Genomic DNA, 3,200 nt, shown 5'->3' on the forward strand with positions numbered 1-3,200 from the left:
GTGCCAGTTAAAGTGGTAGTAAAAGCACCTGAAAAAACCGTAACGGATGCCGATAAGTATACTCCACAAAGTCAGAAAGTGACGACAGCCCAAGGGAAAACTCCAGAAGCTCAAACAGGAGTGTCTAATAAAGGCGACTTACCGACAGCCACAAAGTACAGTTGGAAGGCTCCGTTAGACGTGACAACTCCAGGAGTGCATGAAGCTACAGTAGCGGTAACATACCCAGATGGCAGCCAAGACGAAGTACCAGTTAAAGTGGTAGTAAAAGTACCTGAAAAAACCGTAACAGATGCTGAAAAATACAAACCACAAGGTCAGAAAGTAACGACAGCCCAAGGTAAGCAACCAGAAGCTCAAACAGGAGTGTCCAATAAAGCAGATTTACCAACAGATACAAAGTACAGTTGGAAAACACCATTAGATGTGACAACTCCAGGAGAACATGGCGGTACAGTAGTGGTGACATATCCAGATAAAAGCCAAGACGAAGTACCAGTCAAGGTAGTCGTGGATGGTGCAAGCACAACAGCTGATAAACGCAAAGAACAAACGCAAACTAAAGGTACCAACAAAAATGCCTTGCCACAAACTGGCGAAAAGAACACGGTCGGTCAAGTTTGGCTCGGAGTGCTTATCTCTTTACTAGCAGGTATGCTGGGAGCTAAACCTTTAAACAAGAAACATTTCCAAGATAAATAAAGCAATGATCGACAAAAAGCCGAGACTAGATATAGCTTATATGCTACTAGTCTCGGCTTTTTTGTTTAACCAGTGATGCCCTTGTGTAAAGTTACAGGCAAGATATATTCAGTGTCAGTTGGCTCATTATTTAAGCGTTGCTTGAGCACGGTGATCGCTGTTTGAGCGATCTGTTCGAGCGGTTGGACGACTGTAGTAAGCCCAGGTAAGATGTTTTGAATTATCTGAGTTCCATCATAGCCGACGAGCAATAGGTCTTTAGGGACATGCAGGCCTTGCTCTAGTGCAACTTGCATGATCAGGGCAGCATCAACATCATTTGAAGCAAAAATAGCATCAAGATCGGGGTGATCTTTAAAGATCTGAGTAAAGATCTTTTTTTTCTCGATATAGGGGATATTAAAATCAACGGTTACTGTGATCGGCGTTAAACCGTAAGCCTTCATCGTATCTTCATAAGCTAAACGGCGCCGCTTGGTAGGTGACTCTAATTCGATCGGACCATTTGTATGGATGATCTTTTTAGCTCCTTGGTTGATCAGATGCGTCGTAGCTAAGACGCCCCCGTTATAGTTGTCTGATTCGATCACAGGAATATCTTGATTCATATTACGATCGATCGCAACAACAGGTAGGTGAGCATAATTATATTCTTTGATCCCGCGATTATGAGTCCCAACGATCAAACCATCGACTTGTTTAGTCAGTAATTGGTTTAAATAGTGTGCTTCTTTTTTAGGATCATTCATCGAATTACCGATCAAAACTTTAAAGCCTTCGTTATAAAGCCTTTTTTCGAGTTCGGCACTTAATTCACCAAAAAAAGGATTAGCGATCGTTGGGAAAAGAAGCCCAATGATGCGTGTTTGCTTTTTGTATAATTGACGTGCGACTACATTTGGTTGGTAGTTTAGCTCTTTTACGGCTTGATAAACGCGGTCGATCGTTTCTTGGCTCAGATAGCCACGGTTATTTAGGACCCGTGAGACTGTCGTTTTAGATACATTGGCCAATTTGGCGACATCTTCTAATTTTGGACGCATGACTTCTTCTCCTTTGCGATCTATTTTAACAGACTTTTAGGCTCAATGTTTATCAAAAGTGATCGCCTTACCTAAACGATAGAGCTGCATATCACATTTGGCTCTCGTATCTAGCCAGACTTCAGGAGCTTTCTCAAAATAAAAGCGTTCAGTAAAAACGGCTTCTCCATCATTGATAAAGATCTCAAGTGAGCTAGTATCGATAAAGAGTTGTAATTTGAGCTTACTTTTGGGAGCGATCGTAGCGTAACGTTCATCTCCATTTTCAAGGATAAAAGTTTGCGGCTTTTGGTCAAAAGAAAGCTTTATTTGAGCACTTGTCTTGGGATCATTCAAGGTGAGACTAAAATCAGCAGAGTCAAGTGTTAGCTCGAGCTCGGCTTGTTTTTCACCTTCACAGAGCAAAGTTTTTTGCGTCAAATTTTTATCCCAGGTGGCAAGTTTGGCAGTTCGCAATTGACTTAGTTCTTTGATCGGACGCATGTAAAGTTTGTCATCCTTTAAAATTAATTCACGTGGTAAAGTCAAAGCTCCGGCCCAACCGTCAGCCTTTTCAGGAAAGTCACTTTCCCACATATCCATCCAACCAAAGACTAAGCGCCGGCCATCTGGGGCAAGCATTGTTTGAGTCGCATAAAAATCATGTCCGTGATCAAGTTCGATGAATGATCCATGACTAAAGCTATTTTTTTGATAGTCATATTCTCCGACAAAATAACCTGTTTGGAATAAATTAAGGTATTTTTGCCCGTCAGCTTTGATCCCTTGCGGTGAAAGCAATAAAACATCTTTGCCTGCTAGTTCAAAAAAGTCGGGGCATTCCCACATATAGCCTTCAGTTGCTAGTGACTTCGCTTTAGTGATCGCACCCAGATATTGCCAGTCTTTTAGATCTTTGGAACGGTAAGTGATCACACGACCGTGCCCATCTTTACCTTGACTGCCTAGGATCATGTAGTAAAAGTCATCTTTTTGCCAAACTTTTGGATCGCGAAAATGGTGGGTGTTATCAGTTGGAGGCAAGGCAATGATCGGGTTATTTTCATATTTGGTAAAATTGATCCCATCAGTACTATAAGCAAGATCTTGTGTTTGCCAAAAGTGATCAGGATCACCGTCACCATAGTAATGATGCCCCGTGTAGATGAGATATAAGACATCATCTTTAACGATCGCACTGCCAGAAAAGCAGCCATCTTCATCGGCTTTTGTATCTGGAGCGATCGCGATCGGTAAGCTTTCCCAATGGATCAGATCTTTACTTCGGGCATGGCCCCAATGCATTGGACCCCAATCAGCTGAATAAGGGTGATATTGATAAAAGATGTGGTAGTATCCTTTGTAGTAACAAAAACCATTTGGGTCATTTATCCAACCAGCAGGGGCACTGACATGGTAGCCTAAACGGTAGCGGTCGTTAGTTAATTCGATCATTTTTTTCATAATATAAAATTC

General features: G+C 41.9%; 3 protein-coding genes. 1 reads left to right on the forward strand and 2 read right to left on the reverse strand.

What is annotated here, in order from left to right:
• Positions 1 to 702: Rib/alpha-like domain-containing protein (locus LMU01S_RS09720; RefSeq protein ID WP_169795913.1), on the forward strand; the 702-nt coding region annotated here is incomplete at its 5' end.
• Positions 703 to 767: 65 nt separating this feature from the next.
• On the opposite strand, the gene LMU01S_RS09725 is transcribed toward LMU01S_RS09720, so the two are convergent.
• Positions 768 to 1,745, reverse strand: a complete 978-nt coding sequence (locus tag LMU01S_RS09725) for a LacI family DNA-binding transcriptional regulator (protein WP_056959825.1) — start codon at positions 1,743 to 1,745, stop codon at positions 768 to 770.
• 42 nt (positions 1,746 to 1,787) lie between these two features.
• Positions 1,788 to 3,188, reverse strand: a complete 1,401-nt coding sequence (locus LMU01S_RS09730; protein WP_156470415.1) for a glycoside hydrolase family 32 protein — start codon at positions 3,186 to 3,188, stop codon at positions 1,788 to 1,790.
• Positions 3,189 to 3,200: the final 12 nt, after the last annotated feature.

The organism is Ligilactobacillus murinus DSM 20452 = NBRC 14221, from assembly GCF_001591685.1.
GTDB lineage: Bacteria > Bacillota > Bacilli > Lactobacillales > Lactobacillaceae > Ligilactobacillus > Ligilactobacillus murinus.

Bases quoted from the DNA above. Each gene is read 5' to 3' on its own strand.
- LMU01S_RS09725 (WP_056959825.1), bottom strand. From the start codon at position 1,745: ATGCGTCCAAAATTAGAAGATGTCGCCAAATTGGCCAATGTATCTAAA.
- LMU01S_RS09730 (WP_156470415.1), bottom strand. From the start codon at position 3,188: ATGAAAAAAATGATCGAATTAACTAACGACCGCTACCGTTTAGGCTAC.